A 23902-nucleotide genomic window follows, 5' to 3' on the forward strand; every position below is an offset into this window, starting at 1 on the left:
CGGTACGCGTCCCGGCGTTGCGATCGCTCACGCCTGGGCCGGCAAACCTGGGCAACACGCGGTCATCCGGTGGGTGCGGACGACGCGCAGGAGGCGGAGTGCACGAGCATGCCGATCCCGGCACCGACCGCACTGCCTGACGGTCGCGCAGTCGTTGCGTTGGCCGCGTTTAGCGCGTTGTTTACCTGGCCCGTGCTATCAGGCGGTTCTCGAACACGCTCGAACCAGGGAAGACGCAATGCGCAAGACGCTGTCGGCAGTGATCTGGGTGCCCTTGCTGCTGGCCGGTTGCGGCCGCGGCGAAGGTCAACGCGAGGCGGCCGACCCTGTGGGTGCCACGCCGCCGGCAGCGCAGACCGCAGCGCCTCCATCCGCATCGCCACCGGTCGCCGATGAAGCGGTGCCCGAGTTCCCGGCCATCCCGTCGATCGTGGTGCCGGAGATTGCTGGCGTGACCCCGGCGCAGCGCGCGCTGGAAGCCTCGCTGCAGGACATTCTGGACCCGATCGAAGGCGTCAGCGTGACGCCGGCACGCTGCGGCGATGGCGGCAGCCTGATCAACGACGCCGGCATCACCAGTGTCGATGCCAACGGCAATCTGCTGCGCAACGGCGACGGCGGGCTATTCGACCTCAAGGCCGATGGCAGCGGTAACGCCAACTTCGACGGCGGCCTGATCCGCGTCAATGCCGACGGCAGCGGCACCATCAACGCCAGCGGCGCCGGTGGCGACGACGCGATCATCCAGGTCCAGGCCAGCGGCGCCGGTACCTACAACGGCCCGGCCGGCCTGATCAGTCTGGATGGCAAGGGGGCAGGCACCTGGAACAGCGACAAGAGCGGCTTGGTCGACAACCACGGCGATGGCAGCGGCACCTGGAACGGCCCGCGCGGTCTGATCACCATCAATGCCGACGGCTCGGGAACCTGGAACGGCCCGGACGGGCTGGTGCAGAACCGCGGCAATGGCACCGGCACCGTCGGTACTCCGCCGCGCGAAGTGCGCATGCCGCCGCTGCCGAAGGTGCCGCCGGCCGGGCGCTTCCCGCTGCTGCAGAAGTTCGCACTTCCCGGCGCACCGTGCGGCTATCTGATCACCTTGAACGAGCGCATCCTGTTCGACTTCGACAAGGCCGAAATCCGCCCCGATGCCGCGCGCGTGCTCGACGTGCTGGCGGCCGCACTCGGCAAGGTCAGCGCCAAGGACATGGAGGTTCGCGGGCATACCGATGCCAAGGGCAGCGACGCCTATAACCAGGCGCTGTCCGAGCGCCGCGCCGAGGCGGTGCTGGCCGCATTACGCACCCGCGGTGCCGCGCAGTCGGCCGGCGCAAAAGGCTATGGCGAATCGCAACCGGTGGCACCCAATACGCTGGATGGACAGGACAACCCCGGCGGGCGACAACTCAACCGACGCGTGGAAATCTTCCTGCGCACCTGAGTGGGCCGATCTGCACGCATACAGTCGCATGCAGGCGCAGGAGCACGACGGTCCCGGATAGCTGGCGCGCCGCGCAGGCGTGTGTCGATGGACGGATGCCGGTCCACCTCATGTCAGCGCGGCGCGGCCTCGCGCAGTGCGTCCTGATGGTCGGTGCGCGGGTGATCTACTCAAAGTGGCGCACCACGCGGTGAGTTGCGGGTGTACAAAACTGATGCCGCGCTTCGAGCGGCCAACACATCGACTGCGCCGCCGGCATGCGGGGCGGCCGTGCTCGGAAGCATCACGGACCACTCGTACATTTCGATTCTGGGCGCGCGTCCGCACCTACCTGACGACCGTCAGCGTTCTTGTGTTGGCCGCTCTGGTACCGCAACCGTGCGACCGCTTCCGGGCATTCATCGCCGCGTGGTGGCTACCCGGACATGTTGGATAAGTTCCGCCAGGTGTCGTCTGCCTTGCACATTGGCCCGGTAAATTCCGCGATGAACAACGGGATGACTGACAGGTATGGGTTCCAGGCAAGCGAAGAAAATGGGGCAGGGCGGTGAACAGACGCCCGCAGGCGATGACGGCAACGACGCGATGGGGATCGCGTCGTTGCCGTCGTGCGGGATCAATGCGCCGTTGCACGCAGGTGCCAGGCAACGTGCGACGACAGCGCTGCGGTCGCGATGGCGGATGCCGGCACTCGCACTCGGCGCGCTGTTGCTGATCGGCTGCACGCCGCGTCCGCCCGGGCCGCCCGCAATCGCGCAGACCGCGCAATTGGAACGCGTGGTCGCTGTCTTCCGGCACGGCGTGCGCGCACCGCTGCAGGGCGAAGCCGCCGCAGCGCACTATGCCGATGCGCCGTGGCCGCAATGGTCCACACCGGCCAGCCTGCTGACGCCGCACGGGCGCATCGGCGTGCAGCTGAGCGGTGACTATCTAAGGCAATGGCTGGCGCAGCAGGGCGTGCTACCGCGTGGCGGGTGCCCGGCAGCAGGCAGCGTCTCGGTCTGGGCCAATACCGATCAGCGCACCATCGACAGCGGCGCCTTGCTGGCCGAGGCGCTGGCACCGGGCTGCGGGATCGTCGCCGGACATCGCCAGGCCGGCAGCAACGATCCGTTGTTCCGCCCGATCGAAGCCGGCGCGGTGCCGTTCGATGGCACGGCGGCGGTTGCGGCGATCGAAAGGCAAACCGGTGGCCCCGCCGCATTGCTGCGAGGGCACGCAGCCGAGTTGCAGGCAATGCAGCAGATCCTGGGTTGCACGCGCACGCCCTGCGACTTCGCGCAGATGCCGTCCACGCTGGCGCCGTCGGTCAACGGGCGCGGCCTGGCCCTGGGTGGGCCGATCGATCTGACCTCCGGCACCGGCGAGGTGTTGCTGCTGCAATACGCCGAAGGCCTGCCGCTGTCACAGGTCGGCTGGGGCCGCGCCACACCCGAGCGGCTGGCGCAGGTCTCGCGCCTGCATGCCTTGTTGTTCGACATCTACGCGCGTCCGCATTACATGGCCTCACGTTCGGGCGCACCGCTGGCGCGCGAAGTGCTGCAGCGCTTCGGCGATCTGCAGGCGCCAAAGGTCTCGGTCTTCGTTGGCAGTGATACGCATATCGCTGCGTTGAGCGGTTTGCTGGGCGTGCACTTTCATCTCCCCGGCTACGGTGCCGACGATCCGCCGCCGGGTGGTGCATTGCTGCTGGAGCTATGGCGCGAACCGAATGGGCAGCAGGTGGTGCGTGCGCGGTATCTGGCGCAATCGCTGGATCAACTGCGGACGCTGGCGCCGCTAAATCTTGAACATCCGCCGTTGCAGCAGAAGTTGGCGCTTGGAGTTTGCAGAGCAGAGCAACGCATGGCGTGTCCGTTGAAGGCGTTCGCTCAGGCGTTGGAGCAACAGTTGCAACGTGAGCCTTGAACGCAATGCCGGGGCTGCGATGTGCAGGCACCTTCAGCTCGTCGAAGCATCCGCATGGAGCGGGTAGATGTCGTGCGCAAGATTGATCGGAGTACGGAATTGGTCGGCAGCGCGGCCCCGCATCCGGTGTCGGGACACGCCGTAAATCCATCCGTGGAGGCTCGGTGGCGGCATCCATGCCGCCACACGGTCCCGCCCCCGGACGCGACACCACGCTCCCAGCATTGCTGCTGCTGATCGGCAAGCACTGTTTTCAAGCAGACGTAGCGCCTGCGGATTGGGTCGGCCAGGTCGTCGAGATCACCTCAACACTTCGTCGTTAGGTAGTGGCGGTAGAAACAAGATCCAGGCCACGACCAGTCAATCAGCCGCCGCTTTTCTCTCAGTTGCCGACAATGATCGGTGGTGCTTGCGCGGGTGCCGGCGTGGGACCTTGAGCGGCATGGATGCCGCGCCAGAGCCTACATGGACGTACTTGCGGCGTGTCCCACGCTGGTACGCGTGCAAGCGCCCGCAGCAAACCGAAGCAGATGCATGAAACGCAAGGTGTCGTGCGCAAGATCGATCGGTGTACGGAGTCGGCCGGCAGCGCGGCGGCGCACCCGGTGTCGGGACACGCCGTAAATCCGCCCCTGGAGGCCCGGTGGCAGCGTCCATGCCGCCACACGGCCCCGCGCTCCCAGTATTGCCACTGCTGATCGGCAGACACTACGCGTGCAAGCGCCTTCAGTGGCCGAAGCCCTCAGTAACAAAGCATCAGTGACCGGAGCATTCGCACAACCCCACTAGACGTCCAACACGGAGATTCGTCAGTACGCGGTGGCTGCATCAAAAAACCGGACACGCAGTGAATCCATCCGTGGTGCTTCGTTGGACGCATCCACTCCACCAAAACGCACATGGGCCGCATCAGCGGCCCATGTGCAATTCACTATATTCGCTCCCGCAGGAGCAGCTGGCTTACTTCAGCTTGGCGTCGGCGCGCAGGGCGTCGGCGCGGTCGGTCTTTTCCCACGAGAACGCGGTGGCGGTGTGCTGCGCACCGGTTGCGTCGGTGTAGGAGAAGTCCTTCGGCTTGCGGCCGAAGTGGCCGTAGGACGCGGTCTGCTGATACATCGGGTGGATCAGGTCGAGCATCTGGATGATGCCGAACGGACGCAGGTCGAAATGCTTGCGGATCAGCTTTTCGATCTGCTCGTCGGCGATCTTGCCGGTGCCGAAGGTGGTGACCGAAATCGAGGTCGGCTCGGCCACGCCGATGGCGTAGGAGACCTGCACTTCGCAACGGTCGGCCAGGCCGGCAGCCACCACGTTCTTGGCCACATAGCGCGCGGCGTAGGCTGCCGAGCGATCGACCTTGGACGGATCCTTGCCGGAGAACGCACCGCCACCGTGACGCGCCCAGCCGCCGTAGGTGTCGACGATGATCTTGCGGCCGGTCAGGCCGCAATCACCCACCGGCCCGCCGATCACGAACTTGCCGGTCGGGTTGATGTGGAACTTGGTGCCCTTGTGCAGCCACTTGGCCGGCAGCACCGGCTTGAGGATTTCCTCGCGCACGGCCTCGACCAGATCCTTCTGCTTGATGCCAGGATCGTGCTGGGTCGACAGCACCACCGCGTCGATCGCGGTCGCAACGCCGTCTTCGTAGCGCAGGGTGACCTGCGACTTGGCGTCCGGACGCAGCCACGACAGCGCCGAGTTCTTCTTCTTGCGGATCTTGGCCTGCTGCTCGACCAGGCGGTGCGCCAGATGGATCGCGGCCGGCATGTGGCTGTCGGTCTCGTTGGTCGCGTAGCCGAACATCAGGCCCTGGTCGCCTGCGCCCTGCTGTTCCGGGTTCTTGCGATCCACGCCCTGGTTGATGTCCGGCGACTGCTTGCCGATCAGGTTGAGCACGCCACAGGTCTCGCCGTCGAAGCCGACGTCGGAGCTGTTGTAGCCGATGTCCAGAATGACCTTGCGGGTCAGCGCTTCCAGGTCGATCCAGGCACTGGTGGTCACTTCGCCGGCAACGATCGCCACGCCCGTCTTGACCATCGTCTCGCACGCCACGCGGGCGCGCTTGTCCTGGGCCAGGATGGCATCCAGCACTGCGTCGGAGATCTGGTCGGCGATCTTGTCCGGATGGCCTTCGGAGACCGATTCGGAGGTGAACAGGTAGCTGGACATCAGGCTTATATCCCTTGATTCGGATGAAAAGATGGGTGCGGATGATACACCGTCCGACAACCCCGTGCATTGTGCGCCTGAACAGCCCGCTGTGGCGTTAAACCCGTGTCGTGGCGGGGTTTGCACGGTCATCCGGGTGTCGTCAGCTTGCCATGCAGCGGTCGTACTGACCGGTCAGCATGCGCGCGTGCCTGGCGGCATGGCTGCGTGCAGCCACGCCGCTGGAGGGGAATGAGCCATATCGTCGGACAGCGTGCCGGGGCGAGGGGCGCATGGCTGCCATGGCGACCACGAGCCGGGATGCGCGCGTCCGATTGCAGTGCTACGCCGCGGCTTGCTGCGGGGCGCATCTGTGTCAGCGCGCTGCCGATGCCTGCGGGCGGCGCACGCAGCCTGCCTGCGCAGCGCCCGATCGCGGCCGACATTTTTTGCCCTGGAGATGTCCGCATGCACGTGTCCACATTGCACCCTCCCGTCCGCGCCCTGTTCCTGTCCGACCTGCACCTGGGCTCGCGGCACTGCCATGCTGCCGAGATCGCCGCGTTCATCGGCCGCCAGCGTTGCCAGACCCTGTATCTGGTCGGCGACATCATCGACCTGTGGTGGATGTCGCAGCGGCGCGCGGTCTGGGATGCGGCGCATCAGCAGGTGATCGCCGCCCTGCATGCGCAGGCCAGGCGCGGCACCGAGATCATCTACGTGCCCGGCAACCACGACCGTGCCATCCGCCGCTTCTGCGGCCTGGTAATGCCGGCCATGCAGGTGCGCCGACGCAGCGTCCACACCTTGCTGGACGGGCGCCGGCTGCTGGTCACCCACGGCGACGATTACGACGCGCAAACCCATTTCGGCGGCTTGCAGGAACGATTTGGCGACTGGCTCTATTACCGCATCCTCACCGGCAATCAGCTGACCAATCGTCTGCGGCGGCGCCTGGGCATGCGCTACTGGTCGCTGGCCGAGTTCCTCAAGCGCCGCAGCGGTGCGGCCGAGCGCTACATCGGCCGCTTCGTGGCGGCCGGCCTGGCCGATGTGGTGCGTCGCGATCTGGACGGCATCGTCTGCGGGCACATCCATCGCGCCGCACTGCGCATGCAGGCCGGCCATCTCTACGCCAACACCGGCGACTGGGTGGAGAGCCTGACGGCGCTGCGCGAAACGCAGTCCGGCGCACTGCAACTGGTCAACCATCACGGCGACGTGCTGGCCGAGCTGGCGCCGCAACCTCATGCCGCGCAGCAGCGCGCGGCGTGAGGTTGGCCAGGCGCAGCAGCTGCCGGCAGACCGCAGCTGCCGGTATGTGCCATCGGACGTGCGCGGCGTGCAGCGTTCGCTGTCCTGGTGCAAGGACTGCGGACGGCGGCTGCAGCGCCGTTTTCGACCGCGAGCCGCAGCGCGATGCGAGCACTGCGGCTACTGGCTGACTGCCGGCCGGCCGGAACGCACGTGATGGCACTGGACGATGCCCGTCCTGCTAGCATCGGCCGATGGATTCATTGACCCAGATCGTTCTTGGTGGCGCCGTCGCTGCCGCCATCGCACCGGCCGGACAGCGCCGTGCAGCCCTGTTGGCCGGCGCCGCACTGGGCACCTTGCCCGATCTCGATGCGCTGGTATTGCTGCCGCTGACCGACGATCCGGTCACGCTGATGACGGTGCATCGCAGCGCCAGCCATTCGTTGTTCGTGCTGCCGTTGCTGGGCTGGCTGATCTGGTGGCTGTTTCGCCGTTACGGCAACGGGCGCGTGGCCACTGCGCCCAAGCGCTGGTTCTGGGCGATCCAGCTGGCCTTGATCACGCATCCGCTGCTGGATGCCTTCACCGTCTACGGGACTCAGCTGTGGTGGCCGCTGCAGCCGCATCCGGCAATGTGGTCGAGCGTCTTCATCATCGACCCGGCCTACACGCTATGGCTGTTGCTGGCCTGCGCGGTGGCATGGTTTGCGCGCGCGCGGCCGCTCGCGCAGCACGCGCTGGTGATCGGGCTGGCGCTCAGCTCCGCCTATCTGGGCTGGTCGTTGCTGGCCAAGCACATGGTCGACCAGGAGGCGGACCGTGCGCTGGCCGCGCTCGGCTTGAAGGATGCGCCGCGCTTCTCGGTGCCGATGCCGCTCAACACCTTGCTGTGGCGCGTGGTGGCGATGACGCCCAACGGTTATGTGATCGGCGAACGCTCGCTGGTGGCCGACAAGGGACCGATGCAGTTTCGCGGCTATTCCAGCAACACCCAGGCCCTGGGCGAGGTGGCCGGTTTCGACGCGGTGCGCCGGTTGACCTGGTTCAATCGCGGCTTCATGCGCGCACGCCTGGTCGATGACGAGCTGATGCTCAGCGACCTGCGCATGGGTCTGGAGCCGGACTACAACTTCAACTTCGTGGTGGCGCATCGCCAAGACGGGCAATGGCAACCGATTACGCCGCGACAGATCCAGGCCGCCTACCGCGCGCCGGTGGCGCGCGATCAGATCGGCGAGGTGCTGGCGCAGATGTGGCGCCGTATCTGGCACGAGCCCGCCGGCACGGTGCTGACCGGCGACCTGGAACACGCCGCCACGCCTGCTCCGGCAGCTCGGTAGGCCTGCTTGGCGGGGGGCGCTCGGCAACGCGGACGTAGTAAGCCCGAGCAGCCCGCCGGCTCAATACACTGTCGCGCGCGCCTGCACGAACGAGTAGAAGAACACCGCGTTCGGGTCGCTGTGCACCTGCGCCAGTTCGCGGCGCATGCCATCCACGGTGTCTGCGTTCACCGCACCGGCCTCGCGCAACTGGTCGGCCGCCGACAGCAGCACTTCTTCCCAGAACCCGATCATGGTCTTGCGCCGGCCCGGCTCGCGGTTGTCCAGATGCAGCGTCTTGATCTCGGTGTGCACATCGCGAAAGCCGCCGGCCAGCAGCAGGTTGCCCAGCTTGGCGCCGACGAACGGGTCGCCGCCCTGGTCGTGCTGGAAATCGTTGAAGGCCATCCAGTAGCGCCACAGATTGGGCGAATACGGATGCAGCAGGAACGAGGCGTTCATCACCTCGGTGACATACACCGGCGAGCCCGGCAGCAGCACACGCCGCACCTCGTTGAGCACGCGCGCAGGCGAGGGCACATGCTCCAGCACCCAGCACAGGAACGCCGCATCGAACTGACGCGCCTCGAACGGCAGATCGCTGGCATCGGCCTGCTGTAGCGTGTAGCGCTCGCGGCACCATGCCAGCCGTTCCAGATTGGCGCGTGCCGCGCCCAACTGCGCCTCGCTCAGGTCCACGCCGGTGACATGCAGGTCGGGGAAACGGCGCAGCAGGATTTCGGTCTGCGCGCCCACGCCGCTGCCTACTTCCAGCAGCCGGCGTGCGCCGCTGTAGTCGATCTGGTTGAACAGCGTGGCTTCCAGCAGGCGCGCCTGTTTGAGCAGGCGTGCCTGTTCGGTAGACGAAAACCCATGCAGATAGGTCGGGGTGTCGCTTGGTGCGGTCATGGCTGCAGCTCCAACAACGCAGGAAAACTCAGGCGGCAACCGACAACGCTGGCGGCACACCGGCGATCAAGGCGTCGAAATACGCGCGGGTCAGTTCCAGCTGCGCTTCCGGCGTTTCGGCGCGATTGACCACTGCACGGAAGTCGGCGCTCTGCGGGTGATCCTTGGCGTACCAGCCCAGATGCTTGCGCGCGATGCGCACGCCCTGCGGCTGCCCGTAGAACGCATGCAGCGCTTCCAGATGGCCGAGCAGGGTGTCGCGCACGAACGCCAACGACGGCGGCGGCAACAGCTCGCCGGTGGACAGATAGTGCGCCACTTCGCCGAAGATCCATGGGCGCCCCTGCGCGGCACGCCCGATCATCACCGCATCCACGCCGGTCTCGCGCAGCACCTGCGCCGCCTTCTGCGGCGAGTCGATATCACCGTTGGCGATCACCGGAATCTGCAGCGCCGCCTTGATCTGCGCAATCGTGGCGTACTCGGCAGTGCCGGTGTAATGCTGATCGCGGGTACGCCCGTGCACGGCCAGCGCGGCGATCCCGCAGTCCTGCGCGATGCGCGCGATGGTCGGGCCGTTGCGGTGATCGCAGTCCCATCCGGTGCGGATCTTCAGGGTCACCGGCACATCCACCGCCTGCACCACCGCGCTGAGGATGCGTGCCACCAGGTCTTCGTCGCGCATCAGCGCCGAGCCGGCCCAGGCATTGCAGACCTTCTTGGCCGGGCAGCCCATGTTGATGTCGATCAGCTGCGCACCGTGGTCGACGTTGTAGCGCGCCGCCTCGGCCAGTTGCTGCGGCTCGGTGCCGGCAATCTGCACGCTGACCGGATCCGGCTCGCCGGCATGATCCATGCGGTGCAGCGATTTGCGCGTGCCCCAGAAGCGTGGATCAGAGATGGTCATCTCCGACACCGCCAGCCCGGCGCCCAGCCGCTTGCACAGCAGCCGGAACGGCTTGTCGGTGACGCCGGCCATCGGGGCCAGGATCACTTTCGGGTCGATGGAATAGGGGCCGATCTGCATGGTGGCATTGTAGCTGGGTGGGGATTCGGGAATCGGGATTCGGGAATCGGGAATCGGGAATCGGGAATCGGGAGAGCAGTTCCGGCCTTCGGTCTTGTGCGGTTGCTGTGTGGGTCAGGTGACCAGTAGAGCGAGGGCAGCGGCGAGATTGCTGGCTGACCGTACCTTCACCCCAACTCCTCTCCCGTCGGGAGACGGTGTCGCGTCAGCGCCGGATGAGGGTACGAGTGCCCGACGCGGCATCACGCCGGGTCCTGCCGCCCAGACTGCTATCCGATGAAGAAGATCGAAGCTCCGGCGCAGCGGGTCTGGCGGCGTCCGTCGATGGACAGGCCTCGACATGCTGTTCGCGGATCGAAGCAGTCTCCTGTGTATGCCGACGCCTTGAACGCAAAAGGCGACCGCATCGCTGCGGTCGCCTTCGTTGTTTGCTTGAAGCGTGCGGATCACACGGCCGGTTCGGGCACCATGCGCGGCATCGAGGTGGCGGCGCCTTCCACTTCGGTAGAGCGCGCGGCGTAGCGGGTGGCAAAACGCACGTGGGTGATGAAGCTGGCAGTCGGCGCCTGCGCCAGCGAGGCGACCAGCGCGCCATTGAAGGCGTCGCCAGCGCCAGTGGTGTCCACCGTCTGCGCGCTTTCCGCGCCCACGCGGTAATGCGCGGCCGTGTCGCCGCGCAGCTGTTCTTCCGCATGCGAGATGAAGGCGCCCACCGATCCCAGCGTCACCACCACGGTACCGCCCGGCAGCAGCTTGCGGCACAGCGAATGCAGCGTGTTGCCGTCCAGCGCCGCCACATCGTCGGCATTGATGCGTTCGCCGACGTGGCGGCCGAGCAGGGCTGCAAATTCGGTTTCGTTGGGCGTCAGCACGTCCGACAGCTTGAGCAGGCCGATCGAGGTCGGCGCATTGGCCGGTGCGGCGTTGAGCACGGTCAGCACGCCGCATTCGCGTGCCAGCGCCAGCGCCGATTCGATGGTCTCCGCCGGCGACTCCAGCTGCGCCAGCAACACGCCGGACGAGGCCACCAACGCGCGCTGGTTGTCCACAAACGCTGCGCTCAGCACCGAGTTGGCACCGGCGCCGATCACGATGGTGTTGCGGCCGTGCGCGTCGACATAGATGCCGCCGGTGCCGGTCGGCTCGTTGCTGGGCTCGGCGATCAACGCAAAGCCGTCGTGCGCAGCCAGCGAGCGCGCCAGCGCGCCGCCGGCGTCGTCGCCCAGCGCGCACAGGAAGTGCGTCCTGGCACCGGCACGTGCGGCCGCGACCGCCTGGTTGAAGCCCTTGCCACCCGGGCCGGTGCTGTAGCGACCGGCGATGGTGGCACCCGGCGCAGGCAGGACATCACAGCGCCACACGTGATCGACATTGAAGGACCCGACAACGACGACCGAACTCATAAATACCCTTGACTTGAATGACTGAATGAAACGTGGCGTGCGGCGATTAGACCGTCACGCCGATGAACCCGCGCCGCCTCAACCGAAATGCGAGAGCACGCCGGCAATGGTAGCGGTCATGAACGTGGCGATCGAACCGCCCAGCACTGCGCGCAGGCCGAATTTGGCCAGATCGTGACGGCGTTCCGGTGCCAGCCCGCCGATGCCACCGATCTGGATCGCAATCGAGCTGAAGTTGGCAAAGCCGCACAGCGCATACGTGGCAATCAGCCGACCTTCCGCGCTCAGGCCCACGCCCGGCACTTCGCCCTTCACGATACGCGACAGCTCGCTGTAGGCGACGAACTCGTTGATCACCACCTTCTGCCCGATCAGCGAACCAACCGTGGTCGCGTCCACCCACGGGGTGCCGATCACCCAGGCGATCGGCGCCAGCACGTAGCCGAAGATCGTCGACAGGTTGGTCGGCCGGCCCAGCAGTGCGGCGGCGCCGGTGATCTCGCCCAGCCAGGTCAGCGGTGCGTTGATCAAGGCGATCAGCGCAATGAAGGCCAGCAGCATCGCGCCGATGTTGAGCGCCAGCCGCAAACCGTCGCCGGCGCCGGCGGCCGCCGCATCGATGACGTTGCTGGTGGTCTTTTCCACTTCCATCTTGACCGTGCCGCGGGTTAGCGGGGTGCCGGTCTCCGGCACCAGCAGCTTGGCCACCACCAGGGTGGCGGGCGCGGCCATGATGCTGGCAGCGAGCAGATGCTTGGCATAGAACGCCTGCTGCGCGGGGTCGCTGCCACCGAGCATGCCGACATAGGCGGCCAGCACGCCGCCGGCGATATGCGCCATGCCGCCGATCATCATCGTCAGCAGCTCGGACTGGGTCATTTTGGGGATGTACGGACGCACCGTCAGCGGCGCTTCGGTCTGGCCGATGAACACGCTGGCGCACACGCTGGTGGTTTCGGCACCGGACACGCGCATCACCTTGGTGATTGCCCACGCCATCGCGCGGACCACCACCTGCATCACGCCCAGGTGGTAGAGCACGCCCATCAGCGCCGAGAAGAAAATGATGGTGGGCAGCACCTGGAACGCAAAGATAAAGCCGTAGCTGTCGATGTTCATCAGGTTGCCGAAAATGAAGGTGGACCCCTCATTGACGAAGCTCAGCACCTTGACGAAGCCCTTGCCCAGCGAGTCGAACACATCGCGTCCGCCCGGCACCAGCAATACCAGCGCGGCGAACGAAATCTGCAGCGCCAGACCGGTGGCGACCAGCCTCCAGTCGATCGCGCGGCGGTTGCTCGAAAACAGCCAGGTGATGCCGATGAGCACCGCCAGACCGAACAGGCCGAAACCGATCCTTCCCAAACCTTCGACCATTCCAATCCCCGGGGCTGCTGACGGCAAAACGAGAAGCCTAGAGCAGGGGGTGACCGTGGGCAAGGTGAGCAGCATTCAGGGCCCGCCCGTTGGCCCGCAGGCAAGCCAGGGCGGGCGCGGGCAGTTGCCTGCGCCCGGGCGGGCGAGCCGCGCTTGCGCAAGGTCTTGGGGCGGGGGCGTCGATTCGACGCCCGTGCGTCGCCCGCAAAGACCGCGCCCCGAAGCGCGATCACCTTACCGGACGCCGCTTTTCCAATCAGCCGTCGACAAAACCCGTGGTGCTTGCGCGCGTACCGGCGAGGGACCTTGAGCGGCATGGATGCCGCGCCAGAGCCTACATGGACGTACTTGCGGCGTGTTCCACGCCGGTACGCGTGCAAGCGCCCTCGGTAGACCGGAGCTTGCACTGAGAACCTGAAGATCTCATGCGCGTGGTCGGTCGGCGGCGCGGCGCCGCATCCGGCGTCGGGACACGCCGTGAATCCGTCCCTGGAGGCTCGGTGGCGGCATCCATGCCGCCACACGGTCCCGCCCCCGGACGCGACACCACGCTTCCAGCATTGCCACTGCTGATCGGCAAGCAATGCGTCAAGCACGTGTTGATCTCTGCGGACTCCGTGGCCGCTGTGATCGGTAAGCGATCCATCTGGCGTCACGCGCCAGGAATGGACGCTAGGAAGAACGTGCAGCTCATCTGGCTGTTCGCACTTCTTTCCGGAACCGATAGAACCGGTGGTACCTGCGCGTGCCGGCATGGGACCTTGAGCGGCATCGATGCCGCGCAACCCTGTCGCCCCGGCAGCACCACGTCCTACACTGCGCACGCCGATCCGGGGCAGGGCGCCGCGGAGGTTGCTGGAGTCTGCCAATGCAATACCGTCGTCTGGGGTCCACCGGGCTGCAGCTGTCGGCCCTGTCGTTCGGGGCCTGGGTCACCTTCGGCAAGCAGATCGGGCGCAGCGAAGCGCGCAACCTGATTGCCGCCGCCTGGGACAACGGCATCAATTTCTTCGACAACGCCGAGGTCTACGCACGCGGCCGCGCCGAAGAGGTGATGGGCGATGTGATCGCCGACCTGCGCCTGCCGCGCGATGGTTACTGCGTGTCGAGCAAGGTGTTCTTCGGCGCGGTGGACAGCCCGCGCCCGACCCAGCGCGGACTCTCGCGCAAGCATGTCACCGACGCCTGCCATGCCGCGCTCAAGCGCCTGCGCGTGGACTATCTGGACCTGTACTTCTGCCACCGGCCCGATCCGGACACGCCGATCCGCGAAACCGTGCGCAGCATGGATGCCCTGATCCGCCAGGGCAAAGTGTTGTACTGGGGCACCTCCGAGTGGAGCGCCGAGCAGTTGCGCGAGGCCATCAGCATCGCCGGGCAGGAACACCTGCACGCTCCGGCGATGGAGCAACCGCAGTACAACCTGCTGCACCGCGACCGGCTGGAGCGCGAATACGCGCCGCTGTGCGAGGGCGGGCTGGGTACCACGATCTGGTCGCCGCTGGCCTCTGGCCTGCTGACCGGTAAGTACAACGCCGGCGTGGACGCGGACAGCCGCCTCGGCCAGCCTGGCAATCAGTGGCTGCAGGACGAAGTGCTGGGCGCACCGGAAGCGCGCCGCCTGGAACGTGCCCGCACCTTCTGCGCGTTGGCCGCCGAGCTGGGCCAGTCGCCCGCGCGCCTGGCGATCGCCTGGTGCCTGCGCAACCCGCACGTGTCCACGGTGATCCTGGGGGCCAGCCGGGTCGCGCAGCTGGAAGAAAATCTCGGCGCGCTGGAGACCCTGACCCAGGTCGATGCCGACGGTTGGGCACGGGTGGAGGCGGCGACGCGCTGAGGAATGCCCCATGCGGTGGGTGCAAGTGCGGGACGGTTGGCTGCGACGCTTTTTCGTCGGGCGCTTCAAAACAAGCGAGAAGCCGCATCTGACCGGTCGTGCACGTCAGCCAAATCCATGCATCGCAAGGTGCTGCCGTCCGCTCAGTCCTCGCGCTTGCCCAGCGTAGTCCTCACCACCGATGTGATCAGCAAGGCCACGAGCTCTGCACGGAAAACCCCAATCAGAAATCGCGGCTGAATCTTTTCAATAGGATTGGTGAATCGAAATCGTCTGAACCATGCAAAGGTCGTGTCAAGAAGATGAGAATGGCTCTTGATCATTAAATGAGAATGGTTATTATTTGTCTGGCCAACCGACTGGAGATCCAGATCATGACCGCTCATCCCGTGCTGCTCCGCTCCGAACCGGTCAACCTGCGCGACCGTGCTGCTCCGCGCGCCGTCCCCGCAGAAGACCTCATCAGCAGCGAGGCGCTGCTCAAAGGCCGTCGCGAAGTGCTGATCCAGCATGGCGACCGGGTCTATCGCCTGCGCCACACCAGCAACGACAAGCTCATCCTGACCAAGTAAGTTTTTACCCTCCGATTCCGCGCAGTGGCGCCGGGGATCGGGTTGTCTGCCGCGGGCGTTGCCGCCGCCGTCCGCGCATCCCACGCTCTTTCCCGGCGGCCGGTCGCGGCCTAGTCTGCAGCACACGCTGCCGGGAACTTCCCTCAAAGGTTCCCGATGATTCGCCTGCATCCGCTGGTGGTCGCGCTGTCGCTTGCGCTGCCCGCTCTTCCGTTGAGTGCCCACGCTGCCGACCTTGCCGCCAATGGTGACGCCGCGCGTGAGGTCCACGACTTCGACCGCTTGCAGGTGACCGCCACGCGCACCCAGCGTGCCCTGGTCGATGTGCCGAGCACCGTGGATGTGATCGATCGCGAACAACTGGACAACCAACTGGTGCGCGAGCTCAAGGATCTGTTCCGCTACACGCCCGGCGTGTCGGTGACCAGCACCAGCGGCCGCTTCGCCGGCGCCAACGGCATCCGCATCCGCGGGCTGGACGGCAACCGCGTGGCGATCCTGGTCGACAACGTCCCGGTGTCTGACACCTTCAGTTTCGGCAGCTACCTCAACGCCAACCGCAACTTCGTCGATCTGGAAACGCTCAAGCGCGTCGAAGTGGTGCGCGGGCCGGCCAGCTCCCTGTACGGCTCCGACGCGCTGGGTGGCGTGGTGGCTTTCGTCACCAAGGATCCATCCGATTACCTGAGTGCCGACAAGCGCAGCTATGTCGGCCTGAAGTTCGGCTACGAAGGCGACTGGAACGGCCTGTTCGCCGGTGCCACCGGCGCGTTCGGCGGCGAGCGCTGGAGCGGCATGGTGGCGGTCAGCCATCGCCAGGGCCAGGAAGCACAGAACCAGGGCGACAACCGCAGCCGCGATTTCACCCGTACTGCGGCCAACCCGCAGCGCATCGATGGCCGCAGCGTGCTGGCCAAGCTGGTGTACGCGCCCAGCGCGCAGCAGCGCTTCAAGCTCACCGTGGAAGGCAACGAAGACTATGGCAGCATCGAGGCGTTGACCGGCATCGACCCGCGCGTGACCACGCCATCGCTGCGCATCCTGTCGCAGGACGGACGCGACCATCAGACCCGCGCGCGCGTCTCGCTGCGCCACGAGCTGGATGCATTGGATTGGGCGCTGGCCGACGACCTGCAGTGGCAGCTGTATCGCCAGGACAGCGAGAGCCTGCAGCGTACCGACGAGCTACGCGGCAACAACACCCGCCGTCATAACGAACACAACTTCGATCAGCGCGTGTACGGCCTGCTGGTCAACGCGCACAAGACCATCGACACCGGCACGCTCAGCCACGACATCACCTATGGCCTGGACGGCACCTGGACCGACACCCGCGCCAAGCGCGATGGCTACTCGGTCAATCTGGCCAATGGCGCAATCACCAACCGCGTCGGTCAGGACGTGTTCCCGGTGCGCGATTTTCCCAAGAGCGAGACCACCAAGCTCGGGCTGTATGCGCAGGACGAGATCCGCCTGTTCGATGGCCAGCTGTCGCTGACGCCCGGGGTGCGCGTGGATTACTTCCGGCTGTCGCCGCAGGTGGACGACATCTTTCGCGAAGACAATCCCGGCGTTGCCGCCGAGACCATCGACGAGACCCAGGTGTCTCCCAAGTTCGGTGCGGTGTGGCGGTTTTCGGACGCGTGGTCGGCGTATGCCAATTACGCACACGGCTTCCGCGCGCCGCCGTACAACGACGTCAACATCGGCTTCACCAATCTGCAGGCGCGCTACACCGCCATCGCCAATCCGGATCTGAAATCGGAGACCAGCCGCGGTGGCGAACTCGGGCTGCGTTTCAATGATGCAGTCGGCTATCTCGGTGTCAGCGTGTACTACACCGACTACCGCAACTTCATCGAATCGTATGCGCCGGCCGGCTTCAATGCCGAAGGGCTGATGCTGTTCCAGTCGCGCAACGTGGACGATGTGGTGATCAAGGGTGCCGAAGCGCGCGGCGGAATCGACCTGGGCGCGCTGGCCGGCTGGCAGGGTTGGTCGCTCAACAGCGCCGTGGCGTATGCGGAAGGCGACAATCTCACCGACGACACCCCGCTCAACTCGGTCGACCCGCTGCGCGGCACGCTCGGCGTGGCCTTCGACAGCGATGCCTGGGGCGCGGAGCTGATCGGCACCTTCGTCGCGCGCAAGCGTCGCCCGCAGCTGGACAGCTATTACACCCCGGCCGGCTACGCCACGCTGGACCTGATGGGGCATTGGCAGTTCGCACCCGGTGCCAAGGTCACCGCCGGCATCTTCAATCTCGCCGACCGCCGCTATGTGGACTGGAATGCGCTGCCCAACGGTACGCTGGCCAGCAGCACGGTGCTCGATCGCTTCACCGGCGCCGGGCGCACCGCCTCGGTCAGCCTGGCGGTGAGCTGGTAGCGGCCATGCCCATCGCCCGCCCGCTGCCGTCGTTGTCGCATGCACGTGCCACCCGCGCAGCGCTGCCGCGTCCGCAGCAGTTGGCGGCGTTGGGCACGGTGCTGTGCCTGTACCGGCCCGCATTGGGCAACGAACTGGATGGTTGGCAGCATGCGGTGGATGCGGCGGCGTGCCGGCAGGTCGACAGCGATGGCGTGCGTGAGAGCATCTGGTTCTTCGATGCCGAGGGGCAGTGCTGCTGGCGCATCTGCCTGCTGCCTGACAGCGATTTCCTGATCTGGGATCGCCTGGTCTCGCGGCTGCCGCCGTTGCCGATGGAAACCCATGAGCTGGGCGTCGGCGAGCGGCTGTGGCGTCGTCTGGCCGGGCGCATGCGTGGGGAGGCGTGGCGATTGAGCGCATTGCGCCTGCAGGCGGCCGCCGCCCGCGAGCAACCGTTTGTCGCCAGCCTGGCGACCGTGTCGGCGCTGGGCGCGGAAGTTGCCGCACGCCTGGCGCGCGAAGAGGGCATCGACGGCCGCGTGGCGGTGGACGATTGCTGCTGCGCGCGCGCTGCCGCCTTGCGCACGGCCTCCGCCACATCCAGCAACAACAACCCATCCGGCATGACCACGTCGCTGGTGCGCCTGCGCCGCTGACGTCTCCCACCACTCCCGAGAGCTACGATGAGCCGAACGTTTTCCCGTTGTATCGCACTGACGCTGAGCCTGTTGCCGTTGATTGCCGCCGCCGACGCCCAGCGCGATCGGCAGAGCATCCTGGCGATGCAGGGCGAATACGCAGTGGACTTTGCCTTCGACGAGACGGTGTTGCTCAAGCCCGGTTACGAGCGTGCATCGGCCATGCGCAGCGGCGCCAGCGAAGTGGTGATCGTGGTGGAGGATTCACCGCGCAAGCTGGTGTTGCAGCATCTGCTGGTCGACGAGAAGAGCAGGCATGTGACCAAGCATTGGCGGCAGGACTGGATCTACGAGGCGCCGCAGCGTTTCGAATTCAGCGCCGATCAGACCTGGACGGTGCATGCGCTGCCCCCGGCAGTCACCGCCGGCGCCTGGACCCAGTGCGTCTACGAGGTCAGCGACGCGCCACGCTATTGCGGCACCGGTCGCTGGGACTATGCCGACGGCCATCCCACCTGGACCAGCGACCTGAGCTGGCGCCCGTTGCCGCGCCGCGAGTACACCAAGCGCAGCGACTACAACGCGCTCGCGGTGATCAATCGCCACACGCTCACGCCCAACGGCTGGACCCACGAACAGTTCAACACCAAGGTACTGCGCAAGCCCGACGGCAGCCAGGAAGCGATCGCGCGCGAGTTCGGCTTCAACGATTACCGCAAGACCACCGAGGTCGACTTCGCCCCGGCCTATGCGTACTGGAAGGGCACCCAAGGCTACTGGGCCAAGATGCGCACGCGCTGGGCAAGGTTCCTCGATACGCCACCCGGCCTGCATCTGAAGACCAAGCCGGACGGCATGGCGATGATCATGCCGATGTTCCAGCAGGCCGAGGCGGTGCAGAACGGCAAGCGGATCAAGGACGCGCAGTTGGACGCGGTGTTCGCGCAGTGGGTCGAACCAGCGAACTAGGCACCCGCATGCCGTAGGAGCGCACCCGGGCGCGACGTGGCATTCCCGAAAAGGCCCATCGCGCCCGGGACGCTCCTGCGAGGTCGCGCCCGGGTGCGCTCCTACGAGCGAGACGGCGGGGCGCCCAGAGCGATGGGGCCAAGGTGCGCACGCGCTGGGCCAGGTTGCTCGATACGCCGCCCCGGCCTGCGTCCGAAAACCAAGCAGGACGCGGTGTTCGCGCAGTGGGTCGAACCGGCGAATTAGCCACCCGCATGCCGTAGGAGCGCACCCGGGCGCGACGTGGCATTCCCGAAAAGGCCCATCGCGCCGCGGGACGCTCACGCGAGGTCGCGCCCGGGTGCGCTCCTACCGGCGAGACGGCGCTTGGTCGTTATTCCTTGAACATCAGGAATGCCGCGACCAGGATCAAGCCGAATGCGGCCCAGTGATTCCACTTCAACGACTGGCCCAGGTAGAAGGTCGAGAAGCCGGCGAACACCAGCAGCGTGATCACTTCCTGCATGCCCTTGAGCTGCGGCGCCGAGTACACCGCGCTGCCCAGGCGGTTGCCCGGTACCTGCAGGCAGTATTCGAAGAACGCGATGCCCCAGCTGACCAGGATCGCGATCATCAGCGGCGTGCTCTTGTACTTCAGATGCCCGTACCAGGCAAAGGTCATGAACACGTTGCTGGCGATCAGCAACAGCACCGGATACAGATAGGCAGTGAAGGGGGCGGTAGGCATGACGGCAGACGGCAGGTAAGGGGCCGGCAGCATAAGCCAGCCCCGTTAAGCGCACGCGACCGTGCCGATGAGCCCGGCACGCGGGCTCAGGGCGTTGGTGGCCGGCGCAACACGTTCATCTGCAGCGTGGCCAGGCAAAACGCCTGGCCACGCATCGCTGCGCTCGCAGCGCCTGCGGTCATCCCGCTAGCGCTGCATGCCCCAGCGGCGCACGGTCAGCCGCTCGATCGCCTGGAACACCACGCCCTCCACCAACAGGCCCAGCACGATTACCATCGCCAGGCCGGCGAACACGCGGTCGGTATACAGCTCGTTGCGGTTCTGGAAGATGTACCAGCCCAGGCCGCCCTGGCCGGAGGTGGCGCCGAACACCAGCTCGGCGGCGATCAGCGTGCGCCAGGCGAAGGCCCAGCCGATCTTCAGCCCGGACAGGATCGCCGGCAGCGCGGCGGGAATCAGCAGCTGCGCCACGTAGCGCGGCCCACGCAACCCGTAATTGCGCCCGGCCATGCGCAGCGTTTCCGGCACGGCCTGGAAACCGGCGTAGGTGGTCAGCGCCAGCGGCCACAGCACCGAATGCACCAGCACAAACACCAGGCTGCCGGTGCCCAGGCCGAACCACAGCAAGGCCAGCGGCAGCAGCGCGATCGCCGGCAGCGGATTGAACATGGCGGTCAACGTGCCGAGCACGTCGCGGCCCCAGCGCGTGGAAGCGGCCAGCGCGGTCAGCACGAAGGCCAGCACCACGCCGAGCGCATAGCCCTGCGCCAGTACGCGCAGCGAAGCGCCCACGCGGCGCAGCAGCTCGCCGGACAGCAGTCCGTCGTAGAACGCGCGTGCGGTCTGCAGCGCGCTGGGCAGCATCAGATCGTCGCCGACCACGCGTGCGGCGATCTCCCACACCGCCACCAGCATCACCAGCACCAGCGCCTTGCGTAGCCACGGCGGTGCCTGCCAGCGCGTCGGCGCGGCGGCTGCAACCAATGCCGGGTCCAGCGGCTGCAGGGCGACTTCGTACTCGGCCCGCACCGGTGGCAGTGGCGGCAGCGCGGTGGCGTTGCTGCGGCTCATGGCAGCGCCTCGCGTTGGCGCTCGGCCGGGCGACGCAGCGGCGCCACCTTGGCGTCTTCCAGGGCGTCGTCGGGCAGGTCGAACAGCAGCCGATGAATGCGCTGCGCAGTCTGCTGGAATGCCACGCTACCGGCGCTGTGCGGGCCGAACGCATGCGCGTTGAGCTCGGCGCGCACCTGGCCCGGATGCGGCGACAACAGCAGCACGCGATTGCCGACCACCAACGCCTCCTCGATCGAATGGGTGACGAACAACAAGGTGAAGCGCGATTGCTCCCACAGCTCCAGCACCTGCTCCTGCATGCGCGAACGCGTCAGCGCATCGAGTGCGGCGAACGGCTCGTCCATCAGCAACACGCGCGGCCGCATCGCCAGCGCGCGTGCAATCGCCACGCGTTGCTTCATGCCGCCGGACAAGGTGTGCGGGTAGGCCTGGGCAAACGCGCTCAGCCCGACCTGCGCCAGGCTGTCGTCGGCACGTTCGCGCGCCTCGGCGCGCGACAGCCTGCGGGCTGCGCGCAGGCCGAACACCACGTTCTCGCGTACGGTCTTCCAGGGCGCCAGCTGGTCGAATTCCTGGAAGACGACGACCCGGTCCGGCCCCGGCCCGGTGACCGCCTTGCCATCCAGACGGATCTGCCCCTCGCGCGGGGTGACGAAGCCGGCCACCGCCTTGAGCAGGGTGGATTTGCCGCAACCCGAAGGCCCCAGCAGCACGAAGCGATCGGCTTCATGCACATCGAAGCGCACGCGATGGGTGGCGCGCACCACGCGTTGCGCCGAGGCGTATTCCAGGCTGACGTGATCGACCTGCAGCAATGGTGTGGACGGACTCATCGCTCAGCTCCCGCCCGCAATCAGCGGATCGTCGAAGAAGTAGTCGCCCAGCTTGCTCGGGGTCTGCTTGATCGCGCCGCTGTGCCGCATGAACTTGCCCAGCCCCAGCGTGTTCTGCGGCACCACGGTGAACTGCACTTTCGGGTCCTTGAGGATCTGCAGCACCAGCGCGCGATCGATGCTCGAGCCATTGCGACGCAGGAAGATATCCGCCGCCTGCTCCGGATGCGCGGTGACGAAGCGCGCGGCCTGATCCAGTGCCGCGACGAAGGCGCGATAGGTCTTGGGATTGTCGCGGCGGAATTTCTCGGTGGCATACAGCACGGTGGCCGAGGAGGGGCCACCTTCGATCTCGTAGGAACTGGTCACGATGTGCGCGGCCGGGTTGCGCGCCAGCTCCTGCTCCTGGAATGGCGGGCTGGCGAAATGCGCGGTGATCTCGGTGCGGCCACGGATGATTGCGGCGGCCGCGTCCGGGTGCGGCAAGGCGACCTGCAGCGGATCCAGCTGGTGGGTGCCCTTGTCGCCCCAGCGTTGCTGGGAGGCATGCTGCAGGAAACGCGACTGCACCGACACGCCGGTGGCCGGCACCGCGATGCGGTCCTGCGGGGTGAAATCGCCGATGCTCCTGATGCGCGGATTGTTGCTGATCAGGTAGTACGGGAAGTTGCCCAGCGACGCCACGCCGCGCACGTTCTGGCGGCCATGCGTGCGGTCCCAGATGGTGAACAACGGCCCGACGCCGGCACCGGCGATATCGATCGAACCGGTCAGTAGGGCATCGTTGACGGCCGCGCCACCGGACAGCTGCAGGAACTGCACGTCGATGTCCACGCCGGCGGCCTTGCCCTGCTGCTCGATCAGCTTCTGATCCTGCGCCACGTCCAGCAACAGATAGACGATGCCGAACTGTTTGGCGATGCGCAGCTTTCCTTCGGCCTGCGCATGCGCGCTGTGCAGCAACGGCAATGCGGCCAGGAGCAGCAGCGCGACACGTCGGGAAAAACGTCGGCGCTGAGGACGTGCGTGAGAGTTGACGGTCAAACGCATGCGGCGCTCCAGTCGAGGGGGGAGGAAGAAGGCGCGTTTCCCAGCGCATTACGTGTTGCGAAACGCGCGCGAGGCAGCACCTTGGCTAGAACGGCGCATCGCCTTCGATGGTGGTGCGGTTGAGCCGGCGACGCAGATGATCGGGCGTGCCGGCGGCCAGATGCGTGACCGAGCGGTTGTCCCAGAACACCATGTCGTGCGGCTGCCAGCGATGCCGATACACCAGCGCATCGCCGGTGCTGTGTTCAAACAGGGCCTGCAGCAGCGCAGCACTTTCGTCGTCGGGCAAGCCGACGATGCGGGTGGTGAAATGCTCGCTGACAAACAGCGCTTTCTGGCCGGTTTCCGGATGGGTGCGCACGATCGGATGCTGCACCGGCTTCACTTCGGCAATCTGCTCCGGCGTCAGCGCCGGGCGCCACGGATTGCGCGCACGCAGTTCTTCGTACTTGGCCAGATAGCTGTGCTCGGCACGCAGGTCCTGCACCGCGTGCTTGAGCGCGTCGGGCAGGGTCTGCCAGGCCAGGTGCTGGTTGGCGAACAAGGTGTCGCCGCCTTCGCTGGGCAGTTCCTGCGCATGCAACAACGATCCCAGGCTGGGGGTGTCCTTGTACGACAGGTCCGAGTGCCAGTAGTGGCCGGCATCGCCCAGACCGATCGGCTCGCCGTTCTCCTTGATGTTGGATACCACCAGCACTTCCGGATGTCCTTGCAACTGGAAGTTGCGCAGCACATGGATCTGCAACGGGCCGAAGCGACGGCTGAAAGCGACCTGCTGCGCCGGTGTGATGCGTTGCTCGCGGAACACCAGCACGTGGTAGTCCAGATGCGCCTGATGGATGCGCGCAAAGGTGTCTGCATCCGGTGGCTGTGACAGATCCAGGCCGATCACTTCGGCGCCCAGCGGGGCATCGAACGGTACGATCCGGACACTGGAAGAATGCTCTGTGGAAACCGCATCGCGCGGCGGCTGCGCACGCGCAGCGGAAGTGACGCTGGCCATGACGGTGGCACCTCGACGGCAACGGATGGCCGCCTGG

The 23902-nt window shown here is 66.5% G+C and carries 19 protein-coding genes; 9 read left to right on the forward strand and 10 right to left on the reverse strand.

The annotated features are described in order from the left end of the window. The first annotated feature begins 238 nt into the window (after positions 1–238). Positions 239–1441 carry an OmpA family protein gene (locus AC1KVE_RS07000; RefSeq protein WP_481092165.1) on the forward strand — a complete coding sequence of 401 codons (1203 nt, stop codon included), beginning with the start codon at positions 239–241 and terminating at the stop codon, positions 1439–1441. A gap of 585 nt (positions 1442–2026) precedes the next feature. Next, on the forward strand, positions 2027–3349 hold the full coding sequence (locus tag AC1KVE_RS07005) for a histidine-type phosphatase (RefSeq protein WP_456362970.1): 1323 nt from the start codon (positions 2027–2029) through the stop codon (positions 3347–3349). Between the two features lie 960 nt (positions 3350–4309). Here AC1KVE_RS07005 and metK read toward each other — a convergent pair. After that, complete coding sequence (metK, locus tag AC1KVE_RS07010) at positions 4310–5521, reverse strand: methionine adenosyltransferase (RefSeq protein ID WP_024938312.1); 1212 nt, start codon at positions 5519–5521, stop codon at positions 4310–4312. Positions 5522–5968: 447 nt separating this feature from the next. On the opposite strand from metK, the gene AC1KVE_RS07015 reads away from it, so the two are divergent. Continuing rightward, positions 5969–6775 carry a UDP-2,3-diacylglucosamine diphosphatase gene (locus AC1KVE_RS07015; protein WP_047129583.1) on the forward strand — a complete coding sequence of 269 codons (807 nt, stop codon included), beginning with the start codon at positions 5969–5971 and terminating at the stop codon, positions 6773–6775. A gap of 233 nt (positions 6776–7008) precedes the next feature. Beyond that, complete coding sequence (locus AC1KVE_RS07020; protein ID WP_184457074.1) at positions 7009–8097, forward strand: metal-dependent hydrolase; 1089 nt, start codon at positions 7009–7011, stop codon at positions 8095–8097. A gap of 60 nt (positions 8098–8157) precedes the next feature. Here AC1KVE_RS07020 and AC1KVE_RS07025 read toward each other — a convergent pair whose 3' ends face one another. From AC1KVE_RS07025 to AC1KVE_RS07040, 4 genes are all read right to left on the reverse strand, one after another. After that, positions 8158–8985: a class I SAM-dependent methyltransferase gene (locus tag AC1KVE_RS07025; RefSeq protein WP_024938309.1), complete on the reverse strand. Its 828-nt coding sequence runs from the start codon at positions 8983–8985 to the stop codon at positions 8158–8160. A gap of 28 nt (positions 8986–9013) precedes the next feature. Further along, on the reverse strand, positions 9014–10012 hold the full coding sequence (dusB, locus tag AC1KVE_RS07030; protein WP_016903835.1) for a tRNA dihydrouridine synthase DusB: 999 nt from the start codon (positions 10010–10012) through the stop codon (positions 9014–9016). 446 nt (positions 10013–10458) lie between these two features. Beyond that, complete coding sequence (locus tag AC1KVE_RS07035) at positions 10459–11415, reverse strand: ribokinase (protein WP_016903834.1); 957 nt, start codon at positions 11413–11415, stop codon at positions 10459–10461. Positions 11416–11493: 78 nt separating this feature from the next. Next, positions 11494–12792 carry a NupC/NupG family nucleoside CNT transporter gene (locus tag AC1KVE_RS07040; RefSeq protein ID WP_016903833.1) on the reverse strand — a complete coding sequence of 433 codons (1299 nt, stop codon included), beginning with the start codon at positions 12790–12792 and terminating at the stop codon, positions 11494–11496. 868 nt (positions 12793–13660) lie between these two features. Between AC1KVE_RS07040 and AC1KVE_RS07045 the strand changes: the two genes are divergently transcribed. The 5 genes from AC1KVE_RS07045 (at position 13661) to AC1KVE_RS07065 (ending at position 19178) form a co-directional block, all read left to right on the forward strand. Continuing rightward, entirely contained in the window at positions 13661–14629 is a 969-nt protein-coding gene (locus AC1KVE_RS07045; protein WP_184457070.1) for a potassium channel beta subunit family protein, read from the forward strand. A 332-nt stretch (positions 14630–14961) separates the two neighbouring features. Continuing rightward, positions 14962–15201 carry a hemin uptake protein HemP gene (hemP, locus tag AC1KVE_RS07050; RefSeq protein ID WP_024938306.1) on the forward strand — a complete coding sequence of 80 codons (240 nt, stop codon included), beginning with the start codon at positions 14962–14964 and terminating at the stop codon, positions 15199–15201. Positions 15202–15357: 156 nt separating this feature from the next. Further along, positions 15358–17589 (forward strand): TonB-dependent hemoglobin/transferrin/lactoferrin family receptor, encoded by a 2232-nt coding sequence (locus AC1KVE_RS07055; protein ID WP_184457068.1) that lies wholly within the window; start codon positions 15358–15360, stop codon positions 17587–17589. A gap of 5 nt (positions 17590–17594) precedes the next feature. After that, positions 17595–18227: a ChuX/HutX family heme-like substrate-binding protein gene (locus AC1KVE_RS07060; protein WP_166771747.1), complete on the forward strand. Its 633-nt coding sequence runs from the start codon at positions 17595–17597 to the stop codon at positions 18225–18227. 27 nt (positions 18228–18254) lie between these two features. Continuing rightward, positions 18255–19178, forward strand: a complete 924-nt coding sequence (locus AC1KVE_RS07065; protein ID WP_481092164.1) for a DUF6607 family protein — start codon at positions 18255–18257, stop codon at positions 19176–19178. A 373-nt stretch (positions 19179–19551) separates the two neighbouring features. On the opposite strand, the gene AC1KVE_RS07070 is transcribed toward AC1KVE_RS07065, so the two are convergent. The 5 genes from AC1KVE_RS07070 to AC1KVE_RS07090 form a co-directional block, all read right to left on the reverse strand. Then, positions 19552–19905, reverse strand: a complete 354-nt coding sequence (locus AC1KVE_RS07070) for a DMT family protein (protein WP_024938302.1) — start codon at positions 19903–19905, stop codon at positions 19552–19554. A gap of 186 nt (positions 19906–20091) precedes the next feature. Beyond that, positions 20092–20976: an ABC transporter permease gene (locus AC1KVE_RS07075; protein WP_184457065.1), complete on the reverse strand. Its 885-nt coding sequence runs from the start codon at positions 20974–20976 to the stop codon at positions 20092–20094. Next, positions 20973–21812, reverse strand: a complete 840-nt coding sequence (locus AC1KVE_RS07080; RefSeq protein WP_102252746.1) for an ABC transporter ATP-binding protein — start codon at positions 21810–21812, stop codon at positions 20973–20975. Before AC1KVE_RS07080 ends, AC1KVE_RS07075 begins: the two co-directional genes overlap by 4 nt. A 3-nt stretch (positions 21813–21815) precedes the next feature. Next, positions 21816–22862 (reverse strand): ABC transporter substrate-binding protein, encoded by a 1047-nt coding sequence (locus AC1KVE_RS07085; protein WP_184457063.1) that lies wholly within the window; start codon positions 22860–22862, stop codon positions 21816–21818. A gap of 85 nt (positions 22863–22947) precedes the next feature. After that, complete coding sequence (locus AC1KVE_RS07090; RefSeq protein WP_184457061.1) at positions 22948–23865, reverse strand: TauD/TfdA dioxygenase family protein; 918 nt, start codon at positions 23863–23865, stop codon at positions 22948–22950. Positions 23866–23902: the final 37 nt, after the last annotated feature.

Source organism: Xanthomonas sp. NCPPB 2864 (genome assembly GCF_056675615.1).

Coding starts and splice junctions, on each gene's coding strand:
- AC1KVE_RS07055 (WP_184457068.1), top strand. CDS start 15,358: ATGATTCGCCTGCATCCGCTGGTGGTCGCGCTGTCGCTTGCGCTGCCC.
- AC1KVE_RS07065 (WP_481092164.1), top strand. CDS start 18,255: ATGAGCCGAACGTTTTCCCGTTGTATCGCACTGACGCTGAGCCTGTTG.
- AC1KVE_RS07070 (WP_024938302.1), bottom strand. CDS start 19,905: ATGCCTACCGCCCCCTTCACTGCCTATCTGTATCCGGTGCTGTTGCTG.
- AC1KVE_RS07000 (WP_481092165.1), top strand. CDS start 239: ATGCGCAAGACGCTGTCGGCAGTGATCTGGGTGCCCTTGCTGCTGGCC.
- AC1KVE_RS07085 (WP_184457063.1), bottom strand. CDS start 22,862: ATGCGTTTGACCGTCAACTCTCACGCACGTCCTCAGCGCCGACGTTTT.
- AC1KVE_RS07035 (WP_016903834.1), bottom strand. CDS start 11,415: ATGAGTTCGGTCGTCGTTGTCGGGTCCTTCAATGTCGATCACGTGTGG.
- AC1KVE_RS07015 (WP_047129583.1), top strand. CDS start 5,969: ATGCACGTGTCCACATTGCACCCTCCCGTCCGCGCCCTGTTCCTGTCC.
- AC1KVE_RS07080 (WP_102252746.1), bottom strand. CDS start 21,812: ATGAGTCCGTCCACACCATTGCTGCAGGTCGATCACGTCAGCCTGGAA.
- AC1KVE_RS07075 (WP_184457065.1), bottom strand. CDS start 20,976: ATGAGCCGCAGCAACGCCACCGCGCTGCCGCCACTGCCACCGGTGCGG.
- dusB (WP_016903835.1), bottom strand. CDS start 10,012: ATGCAGATCGGCCCCTATTCCATCGACCCGAAAGTGATCCTGGCCCCG.
- hemP (WP_024938306.1), top strand. CDS start 14,962: ATGGTTATTATTTGTCTGGCCAACCGACTGGAGATCCAGATCATGACC.
- AC1KVE_RS07045 (WP_184457070.1), top strand. CDS start 13,661: ATGCAATACCGTCGTCTGGGGTCCACCGGGCTGCAGCTGTCGGCCCTG.
- AC1KVE_RS07060 (WP_166771747.1), top strand. CDS start 17,595: ATGCCCATCGCCCGCCCGCTGCCGTCGTTGTCGCATGCACGTGCCACC.
- metK (WP_024938312.1), bottom strand. CDS start 5,521: ATGTCCAGCTACCTGTTCACCTCCGAATCGGTCTCCGAAGGCCATCCG.
- AC1KVE_RS07005 (WP_456362970.1), top strand. CDS start 2,027: ATGGGGATCGCGTCGTTGCCGTCGTGCGGGATCAATGCGCCGTTGCAC.
- AC1KVE_RS07025 (WP_024938309.1), bottom strand. CDS start 8,985: ATGACCGCACCAAGCGACACCCCGACCTATCTGCATGGGTTTTCGTCT.
- AC1KVE_RS07040 (WP_016903833.1), bottom strand. CDS start 12,792: ATGGTCGAAGGTTTGGGAAGGATCGGTTTCGGCCTGTTCGGTCTGGCG.
- AC1KVE_RS07090 (WP_184457061.1), bottom strand. CDS start 23,865: ATGGCCAGCGTCACTTCCGCTGCGCGTGCGCAGCCGCCGCGCGATGCG.
- AC1KVE_RS07020 (WP_184457074.1), top strand. CDS start 7,009: ATGGATTCATTGACCCAGATCGTTCTTGGTGGCGCCGTCGCTGCCGCC.